General features: G+C 37.0%; 19 protein-coding genes. 9 read left to right on the top strand and 10 right to left on the bottom strand.

What is annotated here, in order from left to right:
- Positions 1–131: 131 nt before the first annotated feature.
- Positions 132–335: an alpha/beta-type small acid-soluble spore protein gene (locus V7137_RS12015; protein ID WP_168242404.1), complete on the bottom strand. Its 204-nt coding sequence runs from the start codon at positions 333–335 to the stop codon at positions 132–134.
- A 355-nt stretch (positions 336–690) separates the two neighbouring features.
- Here V7137_RS12015 and V7137_RS12010 point away from each other — a divergent pair, with 355 nt between their 5' ends.
- Complete coding sequence (locus tag V7137_RS12010) at positions 691–933, top strand: hypothetical protein (protein ID WP_335698303.1); 243 nt, start codon at positions 691–693, stop codon at positions 931–933.
- A gap of 42 nt (positions 934–975) precedes the next feature.
- Here V7137_RS12010 and V7137_RS12005 read toward each other — a convergent pair whose 3' ends face one another.
- From V7137_RS12005 to V7137_RS11970, 8 genes are all read right to left on the bottom strand, one after another.
- Entirely contained in the window at positions 976–2,076 is a 1,101-nt protein-coding gene (locus V7137_RS12005; protein WP_335698302.1) for an ABC transporter ATP-binding protein, read from the bottom strand.
- A gap of 104 nt (positions 2,077–2,180) precedes the next feature.
- Positions 2,181–3,092 carry a helix-turn-helix domain-containing protein gene (locus V7137_RS12000; RefSeq protein WP_335698301.1) on the bottom strand — a complete coding sequence of 304 codons (912 nt, stop codon included), beginning with the start codon at positions 3,090–3,092 and terminating at the stop codon, positions 2,181–2,183.
- A gap of 128 nt (positions 3,093–3,220) precedes the next feature.
- Entirely contained in the window at positions 3,221–3,412 is a 192-nt protein-coding gene (locus tag V7137_RS11995) for a hypothetical protein (RefSeq protein ID WP_335698309.1), read from the bottom strand.
- Positions 3,413–3,490: 78 nt separating this feature from the next.
- Positions 3,491–3,700: a YheE family protein gene (locus tag V7137_RS11990; protein WP_218350165.1), complete on the bottom strand. Its 210-nt coding sequence runs from the start codon at positions 3,698–3,700 to the stop codon at positions 3,491–3,493.
- 74 nt (positions 3,701–3,774) lie between these two features.
- Positions 3,775–4,821, bottom strand: a complete 1,047-nt coding sequence (locus tag V7137_RS11985) for a YheC/YheD family endospore coat-associated protein (RefSeq protein WP_335698300.1) — start codon at positions 4,819–4,821, stop codon at positions 3,775–3,777.
- Positions 4,818–6,182 (bottom strand): YheC/YheD family endospore coat-associated protein, encoded by a 1,365-nt coding sequence (locus V7137_RS11980; protein ID WP_335698299.1) that lies wholly within the window; start codon positions 6,180–6,182, stop codon positions 4,818–4,820. The genes V7137_RS11985 and V7137_RS11980 overlap by 4 nt, the downstream gene beginning before the upstream one ends.
- On the bottom strand, positions 6,160–7,263 hold the full coding sequence (locus V7137_RS11975; RefSeq protein ID WP_335698298.1) for a YheC/YheD family endospore coat-associated protein: 1,104 nt from the start codon (positions 7,261–7,263) through the stop codon (positions 6,160–6,162). Before V7137_RS11975 ends, V7137_RS11980 begins: the two co-directional genes overlap by 23 nt.
- Position 7,264: 1 nt before the next feature.
- Positions 7,265–8,644, bottom strand: a complete 1,380-nt coding sequence (locus V7137_RS11970) for a YheC/YheD family endospore coat-associated protein (protein WP_335698297.1) — start codon at positions 8,642–8,644, stop codon at positions 7,265–7,267.
- Between the two features lie 262 nt (positions 8,645–8,906).
- On the opposite strand from V7137_RS11970, the gene V7137_RS11965 reads away from it, so the two are divergent.
- The 3 genes from V7137_RS11965 (at position 8,907) to V7137_RS11955 (ending at position 11,287) form a co-directional block, all read left to right on the top strand.
- Positions 8,907–9,254 (top strand): YlbF family regulator, encoded by a 348-nt coding sequence (locus V7137_RS11965; RefSeq protein WP_335698296.1) that lies wholly within the window; start codon positions 8,907–8,909, stop codon positions 9,252–9,254.
- A gap of 185 nt (positions 9,255–9,439) precedes the next feature.
- Positions 9,440–10,309 carry a Cof-type HAD-IIB family hydrolase gene (locus V7137_RS11960; RefSeq protein ID WP_335698295.1) on the top strand — a complete coding sequence of 290 codons (870 nt, stop codon included), beginning with the start codon at positions 9,440–9,442 and terminating at the stop codon, positions 10,307–10,309.
- A gap of 186 nt (positions 10,310–10,495) precedes the next feature.
- On the top strand, positions 10,496–11,287 hold the full coding sequence (locus V7137_RS11955) for an enoyl-CoA hydratase (RefSeq protein ID WP_335698294.1): 792 nt from the start codon (positions 10,496–10,498) through the stop codon (positions 11,285–11,287).
- 81 nt (positions 11,288–11,368) lie between these two features.
- Here V7137_RS11955 and V7137_RS11950 read toward each other — a convergent pair whose 3' ends face one another.
- Entirely contained in the window at positions 11,369–11,554 is a 186-nt protein-coding gene (locus tag V7137_RS11950; RefSeq protein ID WP_335698293.1) for a YhzD family protein, read from the bottom strand.
- A 122-nt stretch (positions 11,555–11,676) separates the two neighbouring features.
- On the opposite strand from V7137_RS11950, the gene V7137_RS11945 reads away from it, so the two are divergent.
- The 5 genes from V7137_RS11945 to yhaM form a co-directional block, all read left to right on the top strand.
- Positions 11,677–12,576: an ABC transporter ATP-binding protein gene (locus tag V7137_RS11945; protein ID WP_335698292.1), complete on the top strand. Its 900-nt coding sequence runs from the start codon at positions 11,677–11,679 to the stop codon at positions 12,574–12,576.
- On the top strand, positions 12,569–13,822 hold the full coding sequence (locus V7137_RS11940) for an ABC transporter permease (RefSeq protein ID WP_335698291.1): 1,254 nt from the start codon (positions 12,569–12,571) through the stop codon (positions 13,820–13,822). The genes V7137_RS11945 and V7137_RS11940 overlap by 8 nt, the downstream gene beginning before the upstream one ends.
- A gap of 118 nt (positions 13,823–13,940) precedes the next feature.
- Positions 13,941–15,161, top strand: a complete 1,221-nt coding sequence (locus V7137_RS11935; RefSeq protein WP_335698290.1) for a metallophosphoesterase family protein — start codon at positions 13,941–13,943, stop codon at positions 15,159–15,161.
- Between the two features lie 18 nt (positions 15,162–15,179).
- Positions 15,180–18,185, top strand: coding sequence for an ATP-binding protein (locus tag V7137_RS11930; RefSeq protein ID WP_335698289.1), 3,006 nt, complete (start codon positions 15,180–15,182; stop codon positions 18,183–18,185).
- A 51-nt stretch (positions 18,186–18,236) separates the two neighbouring features.
- Positions 18,237–19,116: 3'-5' exoribonuclease YhaM (gene yhaM, locus V7137_RS11925; RefSeq protein ID WP_335698288.1), on the top strand; the 880-nt coding region annotated here is incomplete at its 3' end.

Here is a 19,116-nt window from a genome sequence, read left to right as displayed (position 1 = left end):
TAGTTATACGGGTTGATGTACTTTTACGTAAAACAACAATTTATGCTAAAATAGCCTTTAAGAAAATGAAAGCCCCTTCCAAAGGAAGGGGCTTAGCCATAATATTTATTTGTATTTACTTGGTTAAAATATTAGCGTTGGAATCCGCCAAGTTGAGACTCAGCCATTGCTACTAGACGTTTTGTAATTTCTCCACCAACAGATCCGTTGGCACGTGAAGTAGTGTCAGCACCAAGATTTACACCAAATTCTGAAGCAATTTCATACTTCATTTGACTAAGAGCTTGTTCGACGCCTGGTACTAGAAGTTGATTAGAGTTGTTGTTAGCTGCCATAGTTGAATAACACTCCTCTTAATAAATTTGGGGTCAGTATGGAGTTGAACCATAATGGAGATTAAACCATTGCCGCCTTGGCCTAACCCATATTATCAATATTACTTTTGATAAATTTTTTACAAGGTGGAGATTCATTCATAAACCTTCGGTTTGGCTGGATGAGTCGGACTTGCACCGGCTATTCCCCTTTTGGTTTCATCCATCGTGTGTAAGTGTTGCTTGCTTTGTAATACTTATTATGATTAAAAAGGAAAGACTTATTCGAGAATTTTTTTGGTAGTTTATTCCATTACATATAGGATGTAAGTTAACACAAACTAAGGTTATCAATTAATTAAAAAGGGTGAATAGAATGTCTGAATGCCCAGTATGTAATGGTTTTCGTGAAGCCTACTTATTATGTTCAACTTGCGGTGAGCCTATGATGGAAAGTGGTCGTCTGATGGATTTTTATGATGATTACAGTCCATATATGGAAATTGACTTAATGAAAATGGAAGATGGATATCCCGATACAAATTTGGGTCATAAGTGTCCGCATGTATATCGATGCCCTGCTTGTAATACTGAGGAGGTATTTTTTATAAAAGAATAAGCCCCGCTCACGAAGCGGGGCTTATTGGTTCTTATTTACTTATTAAGGGCGGATTCTTGATTCAGTTTCTTCATCAAAGAAATGTGCCTTATTCATATCAAACGCAAGTTCTAAAGTATCACCAGGATGAATATCACCACGAGAATCCACTCGGGCTACGAAATCTTGGCCGCCAATGCTAGAATAAATCATTAATTCTGCACCAGTTAACTCTGCAACATCCACTTGTGCCTTTATTTTTGATCCAGCTGATGCATCAATGAAAACAGGTTCATCATGAATATCTTCTGGACGAGTACCAAGGATAATTGATTTTCCAACATACCCTTGCTCGCGCAGATATTTCATTTTTCCTTCTGGAACAGCAAGGGTAGTATTTCCAATGACAAATTTTCCATCCTCTAGTTTTCCACTAAAGAAGTTCATTGCAGGAGATCCGATAAAGCCACCAACAAAGACATTCTCAGGCTTTTCATAAACTTCTTTAGGAGAACCAACTTGTTGAATGATACCATCTTTCATAACAACTAGTCGTGTAGCCATTGTCATCGCTTCAGTTTGGTCATGTGTTACATAGATGGTAGTAGTATCTAAGCGGCGGTGAAGCTTAGCAATTTCCGCACGCATTTGAACACGAAGCTTAGCATCAAGGTTTGATAATGGTTCATCCATTAAGAATACTTTTGCATCACGGACAATCGCACGGCCTAATGCCACACGCTGACGTTGTCCACCTGAAAGAGCTTTAGGTTTACGAGTTAAGTAAGCTTCTAAACCAAGAATCTTTGCTGCGTCTTTTACGCGACGGTCAATTTCATCTTTTGGAAATTTGCGCAGTTTTAAGCCAAAAGCCATGTTATCATATACAGTCATGTGTGGATAAAGAGCATAGTTTTGGAAAACCATGGCGATATCGCGATCTTTTGGTGCTACATCGTTTACTCTTTTCCCATCAATGTAGAAATCACCTTTAGAAATATCTTCAAGACCAGCAATCATTCGAAGTGTTGTAGATTTCCCGCACCCTGATGGTCCTACAAACACGATAAATTCTTTATCTTCAATATGTAAATTGAAGTCTTGAACAGCTGTTACCTTATTATCATAAATTTTATAAATATGATCTAATTTTAACTCTGCCATTGTAATTCCTCCCTTTATCTTGTTAGTAACAGTTTACAATTGGCAAAAGAAAATAGGTATGGACAGACTGCACAAAAAATGAAAACGCTTTTTTGGGCACATTGTTACTTTTTTTGACTTTGTTCATATAGAAGACAAGCTAAAAAGACTGTAAAGGCACCATAAAAATCCTTTAATTGGATTCCGGACTTGTCGATAAATTTATCAATCCGATATTGAAGTGTATTTCGGTGGATATACAATTTTTTTGCCGTCAAACTAGCATTTAAATTATTCTCAAGAAAAACTTTAATGGTCGAATACATCTCGGGTTCATCATAAAATATTTCGAATATTCCCTGTCTGACCTTTGGTTTTATATCCATAGGCAGGTGATAAGCAATAAAGTCAGGAAAAATCCGTTCAAATGTAAAAATACTAATGTGGGTTCCAAGATTGGTCATACCAAATGAAAAGTATTCTTTTTCAAGAAGAAACTTTGAACGAAGTTGATCATTTAATGAATTGGACTTTCCAATAAAAAACGAAATTTTGACATAAAAATCGCTTTCTAACGTTTCTGACATAGAAATCAATTCTTCTTCAGTGAGAGAGACCGTATTGGCCTCTTCAATAACAATCCCTCGACTTCTGTTTTCCCAAATGATGATGATTTCTTCAGTAAAGAATCCTTTTAAGGCCGACTCAATTTCTATTTGGTTTGTTTCATCTCCTTTAATTTGAAATTGAATGAAACGGAGCGTCGAATCAGTATGATAGGACGGCAGTGGCCCATCGTCTAATAAATATTCATCCCAACCCTTGGCTGCTGCATTTCTGGCCACAGATTGAATCTCAACTAATTGGTATATCGTTTGAAGGAGGGTTAATTCCTTTTCAGACAGCTCAGTTTTAGGAATGCCGAGCCATTCGTTTTCACGGTCGTTGGAAAATAAATATAATTGTTCTGAAGGCTTATCAGGTTTATCGGGAAACAAAATAGCATTTTCATAAATAGATAATAATTTTCGTAACATCGTTGGTTTCTCCATTTTGTTGGATTTTTTCATTAACTACAGTAATTATACAGTAGTTAATGAAAGCTAAAAAATAATAATGGCCAGCCAAAGTAATTTTGGCTGGCCTGTTATAATAGTAGTTGATATTATTCGCATTCATAAGGTGGTTGTTCTTCTTGAAGGTCACGGGCTTCTTCAATATTTGTTGAATCATGGCGGGAATGGACAGAACCACCAGACATGCCTTCGTTAATCATTCGGTCAACATCCATAAACACCTTGTCTCTGCCTTCATAAGCAGAACCTAAATCCGTTTCGTTCTCTTTTTCTTTGTTCATCACTATCATCCTTTCCCAATACTATATTTAGTTTGCGGATAAGGAAAGTTTTCATACACCCATTTTTATCATTTGAGATTATTCATAAACATGGTAAAGCATAAGCTCATGGATTTGACTTGATAATGCCTCGATTTCATCCTGTTCAGGCACATTCGCTGTCCATTCTATTTTCCCGGTTTGGTGATAAATCCCCGTAACTTTTTGTTTTTTATGATAAAAGGAAAAATTCCAGCCAGGAATGTTTTTGTTTTCAAATAACGGTTTGAATTGAAAGTGCATGATCATCGTGAATTCCCCCTTTTAATATTCTTACTTATAGCTTAACTTGTTTGGGGAAATATTTAAATATGAATTTTCTGTCAGTTTTCATAATCTGTTAGTTGGAGAAATAAGCTGCAAAGTTGCTCAATTTTTTTTTCTTCTATTTCAACTTCGTCAAAACTCATTGGTTTTGAATTCACCTCGTAAATATAGTACTGACCCGTAATACTTACCCCAGCATCAATAGAAAATTCGCCGAAATAACCAAATCGATCAGATAAACTCTTCCCGATTTCAGGGACAATCGATTCAATAAAACGATCATGTTCCTTTGATTGCAAAAGTACATAGGGCAGGAATCTACCGCCGGATGGAATATGAGTCGTAATTTCTTGGTCCTGTGATTGCCGAATTCCAATTCCTGTTACGATATAGCCACTGTCATTTGCATGGGCAAGGATTCGAAAATCGAAACGGCTGCCCTTGTATTGAACTGATTTTACTTCCTCTTGTGCTAAGTAATTTTTTTCAAGTAGTTCCTTACCCCATACCCCCCAGAAATGATCAAACGATTTATAAAGTTTTTGATGATCGATCCCATCGAATTGTAGTGTGGAATCCCCACTTATTTTTAAGCGGAAAATCCCTTTTCCCTTTGAGGATTGAGCAGGTTTTAAATAAATGCTTTTATGCTTCTTTTGAAACTTGAACAAGTCCTTTTTACCATGGATGAGGATCGTCTGTGGAAGGAAAGTTTCTAAAAACGGGTGATTTTTAAGCACTTCATAGAGCTCATATTTATCGATAAAACACGGATTGAAAAAGGGGATATTCTTCTCCTTTAGTAAGGAAAGAAACTGTTGGCATTGGTCGCTTTGTTCTGACTTTCGAAAAGGAATTCGGTTATAAACAAGGTCTGGATAGCGGAATTTTTCCTTAATCCAGTGATTTTGTTCAGGTAAAAAAGAATAGCCCGTAATATAGTCTGTATTTGTATCTTCAGGTGTAAAAACAAAGCTTATTCCATCTTGTGAAATAAGCTTCTTTTGTAAAGCCATAAAAAGTGGGCCATTTCCGGCGATGGAACCATTTGCTTTTTTTGTTGTCAGAATCCCAATCAGAGGCTTTGGATGATTGGTTTTCATTTGAATAACTCCTTGGGATGTATTAAGGATTGCTCGGTAATAAAGACCGCAAATGCAATAGATAATTTTCGGGTTAGCAAATCAAATTCTTTTAATTCCGGATGAGTAAAGATAGTTCTTCCAGGTTTGGAATTTGCTTCGAAGAGCCAAACTTTCCCATTTCGATCGATTCCTAAATCAAAACCAATCTCACCAATAATGCCTTCTACTTGTCGATCCAAGGCGCTGCTTAAAAGCAGTGCGGCATTGGAGAGTCTCTCTTTACTATGAATACATTCTTCACTGGAGAAAACCTCTTCGATTGTCTTGATATCTCCACCGCTTCTTGTATGGGTGGTCACACTGCCGGGTCCTGCAATTTTCGCTGCAATAGCAGATACATGCCAATTCCCCATATCATCTTTATTGGTGTGGACCCGAAAATCAATGGATCGAGCTTCGCATCGTAGTAAATTTATGCCCTGCTGTACTAACATGTTTTCAAGGGATTGATTGGCAAAGACGGTCCCCATCAAGCGTTCTAGACTTGAAAATTTCCTCAGCCGATTTGCACCATTCTGATCTTGATACCGACAGAAATAATCGTCGCTGTGTTTGTCGTAAATAATTTGGTGAACCCCTAAACCGAGACTGCCATTTTTAGGCTTGATAAAGACATGCCCAAAATGGAATAGCATTATTTCGATAGAAGAGAAGGAAGTAAATGGTAATGTTTCTGGGAGAAAATGAGCAACGGTTTCGTCTTGAATAAGCCTTTCATGAATATCAAGTTTATTGAAAAATCCGGGATTATACCATGGAATAAGATACTCTTTTTGCAATCGTTCTCTAACCTTAATTAATCTCGGATTATTTTCACATCTTCGATTGGGAAGCCGATCATAAATTACATTAGGAAAGGGAATGTTGACTGTCTGCCAGCCATTATTATGATAAAAGTATCCCTCAATGGTTTCTAGGTCCCAATCAATATGCTGTTCTCCGAATACAAATGGGAGTGCACCGACCGTTTTATTGACAGATAGGAGTTTTGAAAAGAACTGTGTTCGATCACCAATAGGTTCTAATGGTAAGGAAGTAAATCCTGCTGTAAAAATCCCTACAAGTGGACCAATGATAAGTGTTTGGTTATTGAAAAAAACATGGAGTGGAATGTTGAAACTTGGAAATTGGAGTACTTGTTGAATTTCCCTGCTAATGGATATCCGATCATTATGATCTGGATGTGGGATAAAATCAACTTCTAAAGATCTTGAACCAAAGGCAATCCGTGTTACCTCTTTTTCTTGCAGAATTGCCGAAGGACAGAATACCACTAATTGATCATTTTGAGCAACTTCAATGAGATAATGTTTTCTCATAATAGCTCTTCCTTTCTTTTAACTCACACTTACTTAGGTGTTTCGCATAAAGCAGCGGGGCAAGGTTTAATATCCTCTTTATGTCTGGCTGAGTATGAAGGATGACCTTTCGGCCCGGCTTCGAATTGATATCCAAAATCCAAATTGACCCATTTTTCGCTATACCGATATCGATACCAATCTCAAATAAGGGTAAAAAGGCATTTTCAAGAATAGGAGGAAGATTGGAGAGAATATATTCTAATTCCTGATTTAAATACTCCTTCTTAGAGGGTAGTAAAGAGGATGACCAATCAGAGTAAGGAAGAATGGAACCTCCTGCACTTAAGTTGGATAGGATTCCCCCCGTACTCCCGGTACGTATACCTCTGCCCATTTCTCCCCAATTTCCATCCATCTTTTTCTGTAAGAGGATCCGCAGGTCAAATGGCTGCAATTCTTCATTGGATAATTCCAAATATGGTTGCAACAGGTATGGGCGCTTGCTGATAAGAGGTTGTAACCATTTAATTAGTTTTGTTTCATTCGGGAAAATCCGTGAGATAATATTTTTGTGTTTCTCCGTTTTAACATGAAAGGACTTGTTGTTTTTCTTCAAATAATAAATGCCATTGCCCTGCGATCCATTAATTGGCTTTAAAACAATTCGTTTATTGGCTGTTAATTCATTTAACACGTTGGCAGGATTACAAGCCGCTTGCGTCATCGGTAAGTAAGCTGATAATACTGTGCTGTTTAAAACTTCATAGAGTTCTAGTTTATTAGGCAAGCCATACCCTAAAAAGGTTATATCGGGTCTGGCCTTTAGCCAAGATACAATTGGAATACACTGCTTTGAGTGGTCATCATCGCCATAAAAACAACGATCATAAACAATTGCTGGAATGGGAAATTCATTGTCAACCCAGGATTTTGTTTGTGAAATGAATTTTTTCCCTTTTACTTTTAGTGTAAGTGGATTGATGTTAGTGGGGATGAAGCGATAGCATTCAACCCCGCAGGATTCAGCAAGGTTAGCGATGTCGTTTAGATAGGACTGCTCACTTTCCATGCTGACTGTCATTAGTCCAAAGGCAATCAATTTACTGCTCCTCCTTTACAATGGTCAAATTAAATGCAAGCAAAGTACAAAATTGAATGAGCGCCTTTGCTGATGGTCTTATTTTTCCTAATCCATCCTCAAAGTTTTTCGAAGGTTTCGAGTTTACTTCAATAATCCACAGCTTTCCCTCTTGATCTACGCCAATGTCGATGCCAAGTTCACCCGTTATCCCTGTTGAAGAATTACTAATGATAGAAGCTGTTTCAACAGCTAATTCCTTCATAAGTGCAAGGATCTGTAATGATCTTTTAGGCCCTAGACTTGTTTTCAAAACATCCAACGGCCTAAGCATTCTTCCTCCTCTTGCGATGTTGGAAACAAACTCATCTTTTGCTGCGATCCTTGCTACAATAGAGGTAACTTGCCAATGGTTGTTCAGATTTTTGTGACATAGTGCCCTAAAGTCCATGGAACATGATTCATACCTAAATAATTCCACACCTTGTTGAATGATATAAAATCGATTTTGAAGATAAGGCTCAAGTAGGTAATGTAATTCGTCTATGATGAATTTATTGCTAGAGTTGTTGTTAAGTGATGGAATCGAGGATTGTAAGGTGTAGTGGCTTTCATCTTCCTTTATCAATTTGACAATATTCCTGCCTTGACTGCCATGAACAGGCTTAATAAAAATCGTTTCATATTCTTGGGCAAGTTCATATAGGTGCTCTTTTGTATAGATTTTTGTTTTTGGTATATAGGGATAGAGGTGCTTTTCTTGAAATATTTGATTATATACTTCCCATTTTGACAGGAAGCGTTCATTAAACAAAGGAATCTGCAAGGTTTCTATTCTTTCGCGAAAGTGCTTAAACTGTACAGATTTTTCAAGTTTGCGAGAATGAATCCGGTTGTAAATCACATCCGGGATTGGATGCTCAAACGGAGTCCATTTGCCATTTAAAAGGTAATAGCCTTGATTTAAAAATTCATCGTATGAAAAAACATAAAAAAAGCCACCATTCTCAGTAATACCTTGATGAAGTTCCTCACAAAAAGCATGAATAGAACGAAAGTGTGGCTCCTCCTGTTTTAAAGAAGGGAAATCAGTTAATAGTCCAATCAAAGGTCCAAGTTCAAGTGTAAGAACATCAGGCCGATAGAAAGCCTGAAATTTAAAACTTTGGACGGGCAGGCAAAAAATCTTCAGAATATTTTCAGGAATAAGCATCATATTGTTTTGGTCCAGGTCTACAGTTTGGACGGTTGTTGGGATCGACTTCTTTCCTAATTTTAAATTCAAATGAAATTTTTTTAATCCTAAACAAGTAAACAAATGTGTAGACATTTGCACAAGGCTGTCATTCTTTTTCCTAGGTTTTCTTGCTTCGATGATCACCTGAGTTAATGGAAAAGACATAAGCATTCCTCAATTTCTATCCATGATCGGGGAAATTAAAAATTTATAATTTGGAAACGGTAATAGTTCTCTGAATCCAGCTCCAGCTCCCATACGCAGCTAAACGGGCGCTTGCGCTTTTTAAATATAGGCATTAGTTGATATAGTAATGTATGTAAAATGGATCTAGATGGTGATTTTAACATTCTCGCATTTTGATGAATAGTTTGTTATAGTTGATTCGGATTAGAAAAGCATATTAATAAAAAGGGAGTTGATCTCAATGGCCGTTAATTTATATGATTCTGCCTATGCGTTAGAAACAGCCATTCGTCAAAGTGAGGAATATTTACAACTACAACAAGCGTACAAGGAAGTAAATGCTGATCCCGCTGCAAATCAAATGTTTGATAAGTTCCGTAAAATCCAAATGGACCTGCAACAGAAACAAATGATGGGGCAGGATATATCTGAACAAGAGATCCAACAAGCACAGTCAACTGTAGGACTCGTTCAGCAAAATGAAAAAATTGCTAGGCTAATGCAAGCCGAACAACGGATGAGCATGGTTATTGGAGAGCTAAACAAAGTTATTATGAAACCACTAGAAGATTTATACGGACAAATATAAACTGATTCATGAGGCCATCGGAATAATAATCCGAAGGCTTTTTTTTTTCCTAATGCCATGATTTAGCGAGATCGATGGGTTTCACATGACCAGTAAAGGATGCACTGCTTTTTTCGTTCTATAAATGCCTAAAAAATCATAAAAGTGTTATAAAGGCTATTTCACCAAGAACAGGGGGCAACGTAATGATTTATCGCTTGCTTGCGTTAAATATTGATGGCACGCTTCTTCAAACAAACGGAAAAATCCATAAATCAACTAAAGAGGCTATTGAATATGTTCAGGATAAAGGAATATATGTCACGCTTGTATCATCGCGGAGCTTTCCTTCCGCTAGAAAAGTTGCAAAGGCATTAAAAATAAAATCGCCTCTCATTACCCATCAAGGTGCATTTATTGCAAGTTCTGAGGACAAACCAATTTATGTGAAAAGGATAAATGAGCAAATTACCTACGATACAGTAAGCTTCTTAGAGGGGCTTCCATGTCAAATTCGGCTTGTTCATGAACAATATTCATTAGCAAATAAATTAAAACTGAATAATAACTTGCTAGCTAAAACGATTTATACATCAGGAGACCCAGTTTTCTATTCACAGCAATTTGTGCCGTCATTAACTGAATATTTACATGATCAGCCAGTGAGCCCTCCAAAGATAGAAGTTTATTTTGAAGAAGAAAGTGACCTTCAAGATGCGAAAAAGGCATTGAGGGAAATGTATACAGAGATTGATTTAATCGAGCTGGACTCTTTAAGATTGGATATTGTGCCAGCGGGTGTTTCAAAGTTATCGGGATTATCCTACCTTGCGAGCCAATTGGGAATTCAAAGAAAAGAAATAGTCTATATCGGTGATGGCATGGACGATATTCCCTTGCTTGAGGCAGTTGGTTTAGGGGTATCAATGTGGAATGCTGATTTTAACGTAAAGAAAGCATCAGATTGGGTGACACGGTCACAGAATGAACAAGGTGTTGCCTATATGGTGAAAGAACACTTTAGAAAGCAGCAACCAATTGAGTTTTTAAGAAGGATGAACATAATCAAAAAGTAAACTAAAAAGATATCAGCGGAGATTTGTCGTTGATATCTTTTTTTTTTTAAAACACCTTTTACCTTTCCTATTAGAATATTATCTAAAAAGCGTAGGAAAATTCACTATTTTTAAAAAACTTTTACATATTTATCCTCGCAATTCCATGTATAATGGAATTGATTATAATGGATGGGAGGGTTTCAAGTGTCAATCAATTTTATAACGGATAAGGTGAGTGTGAGAGTTGATGGACGAGTGGCAACAATAGAAATGAACCGACCTGAGTCGTTGAATGCAATGGATTCAGAGATGATCAAGGGGCTTGTCTGTAAACTAAAGGAAATTAGCGAATCGGATGAAATCGATATTGTCGTTATTACAGGAAAAGGAAAAGCTTTTTCTGCAGGCGGCGATATTAAGACCATGCTTTCAAGCATGAACGAACAGGATTTCTATCCAGTTATGGATAGCATAAGCGAACTAATTATTACTCTTTATAGCATGCCAAAACTTACGATTAGTGCTGTTTCAGGTGCAGCGGCGGGCTTAGGCTTCAGCCTTGCGCTGGCAACGGACCACATCATAGCTGAAAAAACAAGTAAGCTGGCGATGAACTTTATTGGTATTGGGTTAATTCCTGATGGTGGAGCTCATTTCTTTTTAGAAAAGAAATTAGGTGAGACTAAAGCGAAACAGTTGATTTGGAATGGAAAAATGATGGATGCAGATGAGGCGTTTGAGTTAGGGCTAATTGAGGAGATAGCACCAGGCAGGCTACAGGAGACATTAGATGCTAGAATCGCAGATTGGTTAAGCCGGCCCGTTCAGGCAATGATTAAAACGAAAAAGATACTAGCTGATATGAATCGTCCATATTTGCTAAAAATCTTAGAATTAGAAAAACACTCTCAACAAAAAATGCGAGAAACCATTGACCACCAAGAAGGAATTAGAGCATTTATCGAAAAAAGACAGCCGAGATTTATAGGCAAATAAACAAAGAAGCCCACGGCTTCTTTGTTTATATTGGAAAACCTCAAGCAATTTCACTGTTGCATGGTGCTTCCTTTTTTTCTATTAAGAATGAAAGAGTAAGAGCTTACCGCTTGGTGATGTACAACGATATGTACGTTCTAATAGTTGCTTTTCTGCTAACAGTTTTTCACCTAATTCTTTGGCCGCCTCATCATGTTCCGCCTGGAAGGATTCGTCTAAAATTTTTTCTCCATTCGTTTCGAATACTGTTAATTTATACGTTTTCATTTCAGCAACTCCTTAATAGAATCTTGATACTTTTTATTTTCACATAATTTTTAAAATTGCGCAAAAGAAAATAAGACCCATAATATGGTATATTCTTAATAGGTTGGAGAGGAGTGTGTGAAATGGTTCTAAAACTTGAGCATGTGACGAAGCGGTTCGGAAATTTTGCTGCCGTTGATAACTTATCTTTAGTGATTCCTGAAAAAGAAATGTTTGGCTTTTTAGGGGCTAATGGTGCAGGGAAAACAACGACTTTTCGAATGATTTTAGGGTTACTCGATACAACCGCTGGAAAGATCACTTGGGACGGGAAACCCATCGATTATTCCACTAGTCATTTGGTCGGATATCTTCCTGAAGAAAGAGGGTTATATCCGAAGTTAAAAGTCCGTGACCAAATCGTCTATTTAGCCAGGTTAAGAGGGATGCAAAAGTCTGAAGCACTTATAGAATTAAAACGCTGGCTTGAACGCTTTAAAATTCCCGAGTATGAGAATAAAAAGGTCGAAGAGCTTTCGAAGGGTAACCAACAAAAAATCCAATTCATTGCCGCTGTCGTACATAAACCCAAATTACTAATCCTCGATGAGCCCTTTAGCGGTCTTGACCCAGTTAATGTAGAAATGCTAAAGGAAGCGGTATTAGCCTTGAAAGAGGATGGTGCGACCATCGTGTTTTCAAGCCATCGGATGGAGCATGTGGAGGAAATGTGTGAACATCTTTGTATATTGCACAAAGGGAAGCCGGTCGTACATGGGTCATTAAAAGAGATCAAGCGTTCCTTTGGGAAAAAGAATCTCGTTGTCCATGCCGACTTTCCGTTAGATTTCTTAAAAAATTTTCCTGGAGTGGTAAGGTCAAAACCAACGATGGAAGGAATTCATTTGCAAATTGAAGGAGAGTACCTATCTGAAAAGATCCTTAAGGAAATTGTCGACAAGGGATTTATTCGGAAATTTGCCCTTGAGGAACCTTCTCTAAACGATATTTTTATTGAAAAAGTAGGTGATTCTTATGAATAGTTTTTGGATTATTTTGTTCCACACCTATCTAAACAAATTAAAAACAAAATCCTTCATCATCACCACTCTTTTAACAGTCGTAATTGTCCTAGCCTTAACTAACTTAACTAATATTATTGCTTTCTTTGATAAAAATGATGGAAAAGAAAATGTAACTGTATTGGATGAAACAGGTCAACTATTTAAGCCATATAAAAAACAAGTTAGTACCATTAATAAGGATATTAAATTAACTCTTTTCGAAGGTAGTGAAGCAGAAGCTGAGAAAGCAGTAGAAAAGGGAACTTACTCAGGAATTGTTATGTTAAGATTAAATGAAGAAGAACTTCCATTTGCCATATTTAAAGCAAAGAGTATCGCGGATTCTTCTTTATATACTGATCTTCAAACGAGTCTTCAGCAATTAAAAACAATGCTGGCTGCTTCCCAGATTCATTTGACACCTGTTCAACTTGCAAAGCTTTATGAACCTGTGTCTTTTACGAAAGTCGCTCTTGAAAAGAATGCCAAAACGGAAGAGGAACTGAATCAGGCACGGGGTCTTGTCTATGTCTTGCTGTTCATTATTTATTTTTCCGTTATTATGTATGCCAATATGATTGCGATGGAGGTAGCAACAGAAAAGTCCTCCAGGGTCATGGAAATCTTAATTTCAAGTGTCTCTCCCATTAAACAAATGTTTGCGAAAATTATTGGAATAGGTTTATTAAGTCTAACACAGCTCGCTGTATTTCTGGCTGTAGGCTATTTTTCACTTAAACAAAATATGGAATCTTTAAAAGAAGGATTTTTCGGTGTCTATGGTTTTGGTGATATTCCTCTAGCAACGATTATATATGCGGTTATTTTCTTCATTCTTGGTTATTTCCTTTATGCTACACTTGCCGCATTCCTCGGGTCCCTTGTCAGTAGAATCGAAGATGTTCAACAAATGATTACGCCCATGACATTATTAGTCGTAGCTGGTTTTATGATTGCGATGTTTGGCTTAGGGAAGCCCGATGCTTCGTTCATAACGGTGACATCTTTTATCCCGTTCTTTACACCTATGATCATGTTTCTTAGGGTAGGAATGTTAACCATTCCGGCCTGGGAGGTGCTTATAGGTATTGCTGTCTTGGTTTTGACCATTGTATTCTTAGCTATATTTGGTGCACGCGTTTATCGTGGCGGTGTTTTAATGTATGGTCAATCAAACTCCTTTAAGGATATAAAAAAAGCATTACAGTTAACAAAGAATGAATAAAAAAAAGAGCATTTACCGGCTGGTAAATGTTCTTTTTTTTAATAAACTGCCTATAAGAACGTGCATTCGTATTTCGGTGGTGCTACAATGAAGAAAAAGGTATGGAAAGGAATGTTTTATGAAAAAGATATCATTTATTCATGCAGCAGACCTGCATTTGGACAGCCCAATGGTGGGATTAAAGAACTTGCCGCCGAACATCTTTTCTCGCTTAAAAGAAAGTACCTTCACGGCATTAAAAAAGGTAACAGAGGCAGCAATTGATCATCAGGTTGACTTTGTCATTCTAGCAGGTGATTTATTCGATGGAGATGATCGGAGCCTGCGGGCACAATCTCGGTTTCGGACAGAGATGCTTAAACTCGCGGAAGAAGACATACCTGTTTATGTCGTCCACGGGAATCATGATCACTTAAATGGATCATGGGTGAACCTAGACATGCCATCAAATGTACATGTGTTTACTAGTAAAGTAGAAACCAAAGTTTTACATACAAAAAGTGGTGAGGTCATCCATCTTTATGGTTTTAGTTACCCGACACGGCATGTCTTTGATCGAAAAATAGACGAATATAAGAAAAAAGATGGAGCCGACTTTCATATTGGAATCCTTCATGGAAATGAAAGTGCGGGGGTTGATCATGATAATTATGCTCCTTTTTCTGTTAGTGAATTACATCAAAAAGATTTTGATTATTGGGCTTTAGGACATATTCATAAGAGGGCTGTTCTATCTGAAACGCCGCCGATCATCTATCCAGGCAATATTCAAGGAAGGAATAAAAAAGAGACGGGTGTGAAAGGTATTTATCATGTCACATTAACAGAATTAGATAGGAAAATGATCTTTTTAGAAACGGCCGATATTATTTGGGAAGAAACAATAATTGACGCTGCTTTTGCAAAAAACTTCCTTGAGATTTTCCAATTATGCCAAACAACCATCAATCGAGTCCGGAAGGAACAAAAAGGAACATTATTGTCGCTTTCCTTGAAAAACATTCATTTAGAGGATGAGCGTGAACTAAAAAGTGTAAAGAGCGAACTGTTAGAGCTTCTTTTAGAAGATGAAAAAGAAGAGGAATCATTCGTTTGGGTTGTTAACTTAACTATTACAGAAGGTCAGCACATAGATAAGGAGCAGTTAAAAAGTGATACAAACTTTTATGCTGAACTATTTGAAACAATTGACCATTATGACGAGGTTGAGCAAGCATTGGCACCCTTGTACGAACATCAATTAGGGAGAAAAAATCTAACTCATTTGTCAACTGAAGAGAAAAAAGAGCTAGTCAATAAGGCAGAGAAGCTGCTGATCGAATTACTTTATCAATCTTAGAGAAAGGAGTGAGAAGGTTTGAAAATCCTCGAGCTGCATATATATGGTTTTGGCCAATTAGAAAATGTTCAGATTACCGACCTGCACGATTTTCAAGTTTTCTATGGAGAAAATGAAGCAGGAAAGTCCACGATCATGGCCTTTATCCATGGCATTATTTTCGGGTTCCCTACTAAACAACAAACAGCCGAACTCCGTTATGAACCAAAGCACAGTACAAAATACGGTGGTAAAATAAGAATCTTCCATGAAAAATATGGCGGTGCTGTAATCGAAAGAGTAAAGGGAAAAGCGGCTGGTGACGTTAAGGTGTTGATGGACAATGGTCATATGGGTGGCGAAGAACTTCTTAAGGAATTAACGGCCAATTTTGATAAAAGCCTATTCCAATCTATTTTTTCTTTTAATTTACAAGGATTACAAAATATTCATCAGATGAAAAGTGAAGAGATAGGAAAATTCCTGTTTTCCGCGGGGACATTAGGAACCGAAAGGCTTTCCAAAACAGAAGCAGTTCTCCAGAAGGAGCTGGATGCGCGCTTTAAACCGTCAGGCAAGAAACCTTTATTGAATGAGAAGTTACAATCACTGCATGAAATAAATAAAGAATTGAAAATAGCAGAAGCGAAAAATAAAAATTATACAAACCTAGTAGAAGATAAAGAACTGCTCGAACAGGAAATGAATGATGTAAACCGTTCCATTCAGGAAATAAGAGAAAAGATTGAAAAACTAAATGAATGGAAGCGAATCCAATCCATTGTCATAGATGAAAAGTGGACAAAGAATGAGCTCACAGAAATTGGTGAAATTGATTTTCCTGTACGTGGGATTGAAAGAATCGAAAAAATAAATCAGCTTATTCATCCCTATAATGCAGAGATGAATAGCATTTCCGAAAGAATTAGAAATTTGAAGGAAGAGGCAGAAGGGATACAACCCGACCTTCATTTTCTAAAAAATGAGCCTTCCCTCATTGCCTTGCTTGATCAAGTTTCTCTCTTTGACCAATTAAAGCAGGAAAAACTGCAGTGCGAAACAAAACTATTAGCGTATGAAGAAGAACTATCGATTACTAGGGAAAAACTTCATTTAAACCTAGACGGAGAAGATATCTTTGCTATTAATACAAATATTTATATGAAAAATCAGGTTGAAATCCTGTCTCGGAAATTGCAAAAGCTAAAAGAAATGAAAGAAGAATTAGAAAATCAATATGAAGAAGAAAAAAGCAGGTTAGAGGAAATAGAAAAAGAGGTCCGGTCTTCAGAGCGTCAGGTTCTTACAAAACAAGGACGGCAATTAATTGAGGAGAAGTTAAATTCAGGAAATGATAAAGAAAGCATTGAAAGGGAATTAAGGTCTCTACGAGATAAAATAGAATTCTATCAGCAGGTTTATGAACGAGATACAGTAGCAGCCGTTACAGAAGGGAAGCAGAAGAAACTTCAGTATTTACTTTTTGAGGTTATTTTACTAGCTGTAACACTTTATGGAGTATTTTCAAAACAGTGGATTTTAGTAGCAATTGGGTTTCTAAGTTGTATATTACTAGTGATTTTGATGACTAAAATTAAGAAGCAGCCGCAAAATTCAGAACTAGATCAAACATTAAATGATTTACGAGACAAGAAAGAGCAGTTAAAGCATAAACTTCAATCAGCAAATTATTTGGAAATTTCAAAGCTAGAAGAACAATTAGCCTTGGATAATCACCTCAGAGACGAACTGAAAATTGTAAAAATGAAGTTAATACATCAACAATCTCAATATGATAAGATCATTGCAAAATTTGAACAATGGGAGTTGGAGTCAGCCGAAACTAATGAAAAGTTAGTCACTATTAGCCGTGAACTAAAAATACCTGACTATATTGCAGAGACCTTTTTACTAGAAGCCTTCAACCTTATTGAACAGTTTAAGTTGATTAGTAGAGAGAAAAAAATGTTCCATACAAGACTTCAGCAAATAGAAGAACAACAGGGAAAAATAGTGAATGGCATGAATCACTTTGTGGATCTTTATTTAAATGAAAAAGGCTTAGACTTATATCATGCAGCCCATTTACTACGTAATAAGTTGAAGGAAGAGCACGGGAAACAAATCGTGAGTCAGGAGAGACTAGCGAAACTTACCGACTTGGAAGCAGATTTAAAGCAAAAAACACAAGCATTAAATCATCTCCAAATAGAATTTAATAACCTAATCTCTTCGGCAAAGGTGGAAACAGAGGAACAATTTTACGAACTTGGCGCGAAAGCAGAAAAGCAAGAAAACCTGTTGGAAAGACTTGAATCACTACAGAGTCAGCTGCAATATTCGATTCTTTCAGAATTAGAAAGGGAATCTTTCCTCGCTATGCATCAAAGTGATGCATTAATGGTTGAATGTAATCAGCAAATTCTTGAATGGGAAGTAAAACTAAAAGAAATTCAGGAAGATCATGCCTCCATCAAGTACGAGATTCAGGTATTAGAAGAAGGAGGGCTGTATTCAGATATCCTCCATCATTACAAGCAGAAAAAATTTGAACTAGAAGAGGCGGCTAAGGAGTGGTCTGTCTTTTGCTTAGCACAAGATATCCTCTCAAACACAATTGAAAGGTACAAAAACAGCCATTTACCAAGAGTGATTATAAAAGCGGAAGAGTATTTATTGTTTCTTACCGATGGAAACTATCAAAGAATTCATTTGCAACATTCTGGTTCAGGATTCTTAGTTGAACGAACAGATGGTATGATATTTGAAGCAAATGAACTAAGTCAAGCAACAACGGAACAGTTATACGTTGCAATTCGGCTGGCCTTTGCTGTTACAATTTATGAGAAATATCAGTTCCCGATTATTATCGATGATAGTTTCGTTAATTTTGATGCGAAGAGGACGGAAAAAGTGTTAGAACTACTTAAAATGATGAAAAGAAATCAACTATTATTTTTTACTTGTCATCAGCATTTGCTTTCCTATTTTCAAAGGGAAAATGTTCTTTTTTTAGAAAAAGGTGCTGTTAAGATAATTTCATAGAGTCATAATAGGTTATGTTATACTCTTACTAGTGGGAAGGACGTGAATCATATGGGTAAAGGAATAGTAAAGCATGAAGTTGGGGAGCAGGTAGAATTATTTCTACTTATTAAAAATTCAACCAAAGGGATAGCAAGTAATGGTAAACCCTTTTTGACCCTCATTCTTCAAGATAAAAGCGGGGAAATAGAAGCAAAACTTTGGGATGTTACCGAAGAGGATCTCTTGAGTTATGCCCCGCAAAGTATGGTAAAAATACAGGGCGATGTGCAAAATTATCGAGGGAAAAGTCAGTTGAAAATCCGCCAAATTAGACGAACAGGACCAGCGGATGGGGTAAAGTTAGAAGACTTTTTGGAGACTGCGCCATTAGGCCAGGAAGAAATGGCAAGCAGACTCACCCAATATATTTTTGACATGAAAAATCCCAATATCCAAAGGATTACACGACATTTAATCAAAACGCATCAAAAAGCTTTTTTAGAATTTCCTGCAGCAACAAAAAATCATCATGAGTTTGTGTCGGGACTTGCATTTCATGTCGTCAGTATGCTTGACTTGGCTAAATCAATTGCAAATCTTTATCCTAGTCTTGATACAGATTTGCTCTATGCAGGGGTTATTCTGCATGACATGGGGAAAGTATTAGAGCTTTCAGGCCCGATTTCAACGGTATATACAATTGAAGGAAATTTACTAGGCCATATTACGATTATGGTTAATGAAATTGGCAAGGCAGCTGAGGAACTGGGCATTTCCGGTGAAGAAGTCCTTATTCTTCAACATCTTGTTTTAAGTCATCACGGTAAAGCAGAATGGGGAAGTCCGAAACCGCCAATGATTAAAGAAGCAGAAATTCTACATTATATCGACAATCTTGACGCGAAGATGAATATGCTTGACCGGGCTTTAGAAAGGGTGAAGCCAGGTG

Source organism: Neobacillus drentensis (assembly GCF_036962765.1).
GTDB classification, from domain to species: domain Bacteria; phylum Bacillota; class Bacilli; order Bacillales; family Cytobacillaceae; genus Neobacillus; species Neobacillus drentensis_C.
This window is presented reverse-complemented; position numbering and strand designations above follow the sequence as displayed.

Coding starts and splice junctions, on each gene's coding strand:
- V7137_RS11985 (WP_335698300.1), bottom strand. CDS start 4,821: ATGAAAACCAATCATCCAAAGCCTCTGATTGGGATTCTGACAACAAAA.
- V7137_RS12010 (WP_335698303.1), top strand. CDS start 691: ATGTCTGAATGCCCAGTATGTAATGGTTTTCGTGAAGCCTACTTATTA.
- V7137_RS11965 (WP_335698296.1), top strand. CDS start 8,907: ATGGCCGTTAATTTATATGATTCTGCCTATGCGTTAGAAACAGCCATT.
- V7137_RS12000 (WP_335698301.1), bottom strand. CDS start 3,092: ATGTTACGAAAATTATTATCTATTTATGAAAATGCTATTTTGTTTCCC.
- V7137_RS11935 (WP_335698290.1), top strand. CDS start 13,941: ATGAAAAAGATATCATTTATTCATGCAGCAGACCTGCATTTGGACAGC.
- V7137_RS11950 (WP_335698293.1), bottom strand. CDS start 11,554: ATGAAAACGTATAAATTAACAGTATTCGAAACGAATGGAGAAAAAATT.
- V7137_RS11970 (WP_335698297.1), bottom strand. CDS start 8,644: ATGTCTTTTCCATTAACTCAGGTGATCATCGAAGCAAGAAAACCTAGG.
- V7137_RS11990 (WP_218350165.1), bottom strand. CDS start 3,700: ATGATCATGCACTTTCAATTCAAACCGTTATTTGAAAACAAAAACATT.
- V7137_RS11945 (WP_335698292.1), top strand. CDS start 11,677: ATGGTTCTAAAACTTGAGCATGTGACGAAGCGGTTCGGAAATTTTGCT.
- V7137_RS11980 (WP_335698299.1), bottom strand. CDS start 6,182: ATGAGAAAACATTATCTCATTGAAGTTGCTCAAAATGATCAATTAGTG.
- V7137_RS11940 (WP_335698291.1), top strand. CDS start 12,569: ATGAATAGTTTTTGGATTATTTTGTTCCACACCTATCTAAACAAATTA.
- V7137_RS12015 (WP_168242404.1), bottom strand. CDS start 335: ATGGCAGCTAACAACAACTCTAATCAACTTCTAGTACCAGGCGTCGAA.
- V7137_RS12005 (WP_335698302.1), bottom strand. CDS start 2,076: ATGGCAGAGTTAAAATTAGATCATATTTATAAAATTTATGATAATAAG.
- V7137_RS11960 (WP_335698295.1), top strand. CDS start 9,440: ATGATTTATCGCTTGCTTGCGTTAAATATTGATGGCACGCTTCTTCAA.
- V7137_RS11995 (WP_335698309.1), bottom strand. CDS start 3,412: ATGAACAAAGAAAAAGAGAACGAAACGGATTTAGGTTCTGCTTATGAA.